The organism is Escherichia sp. 94.0001 (genome assembly GCF_013369155.2).
Classification (GTDB): Bacteria; Pseudomonadota; Gammaproteobacteria; order Enterobacterales; family Enterobacteriaceae; genus Escherichia; species Escherichia coli_F.
On the sequence record NZ_JABWMS020000193.1, the window covers coordinates 1 to 907 of the forward strand.

General features: G+C 57.9%; 3 protein-coding genes. All 3 read right to left on the minus strand.

All coding sequences use genetic code 11. From position 1 onward, the window contains the following. Positions 1 to 257 (minus strand): phage tail tape measure protein (locus HEN33_RS25135; protein ID WP_140006016.1); only part of this gene is annotated, 257 nt, incomplete at its 3' end. Positions 258 to 308: 51 nt separating this feature from the next. Next, entirely contained in the window at positions 309 to 590 is a 282-nt protein-coding gene (locus HEN33_RS25140) for a phage tail assembly protein T (RefSeq protein ID WP_024238956.1), read from the minus strand. A 23-nt stretch (positions 591 to 613) separates the two neighbouring features. Beyond that, positions 614 to 907: phage tail assembly chaperone (locus HEN33_RS25145; protein WP_000295573.1), on the minus strand; the 294-nt coding region annotated here is incomplete at its 5' end.

Sequence of the window (907 nt, forward strand, 5' to 3'; positions counted from 1 at the left end):
GAAATCAGGTGTCCGGTGGCAAAGGCACCGGCAAATGCGCCAGCCATTCCGACAGCAGAACCGCGAATTTCCGTCAACTGGCTGTTCAGCTCAGCCAGGGCACGTCGCTGCTCCCGGGCTGCCGCAGCGGCCTGACGCCCGCCATTCTGCAGGGTCCGGTAATATTCACTGCCCATACGGGACGCCCGCTGGATCTCCGACTGGAATGACTGTGAATTTGCCGAAATTTTGATAATCAGTTCACGTAACGTCGCCATTCACCTTTCTCCGGGCAAAAAAAACCTGCCACAGCAGGTTTTCATCATTATTTATGACATTGCTGCAAAGCTCAGCGCGTCTTCCAGCGCCGCAAACGGATCCACCTCCGGCTTATCCTCATCCTCGCCCCAGCAGAGCATGGCGTCCTTCAGTGCAACATTCATCCCCTGTGCCCCGAAAACCGCTTTCACGATCTGTGCATTACGGATATCCCCGCGCTCATCACCCAGCGGGGACACCCTGTCAAACTCCATCCACATCATCGCCTCGCTCGCACTCAGGCTGTGCCGCAGTTCGGATAAGGTGCGCCCCAGACGGAGCGCAAGTCGCATCAGAAAGCGAATTTCCGGGCGGGCTACTTTTTTCTGGCCGACTCTGCATCAGCGATCAGTTCCAGTGCCTGACGCAGCAACCGGGCATGTACCGGACCATAGACGGCCAGCACCTGCTCACGGTCGTCCGGAGTGAACACCCGCTGCAGATCCGTATCACACAGGACATCGCAGAACAGCGTCACATCCGCTTCCAGGTTACGGCGGGTTTTCGCCACCACCGACAGGGTATCGTCATCCTCTCCATCACCATTGAGTACTTCCTGCCACAGATACCAGGCCTCTGCCGAAGGCTCCCGCAGCACCACGCTGACATT

Coding starts and splice junctions, on each gene's coding strand:
- HEN33_RS25140 (WP_024238956.1), bottom strand. CDS start 590: ATGCGACTTGCGCTCCGTCTGGGGCGCACCTTATCCGAACTGCGGCAC.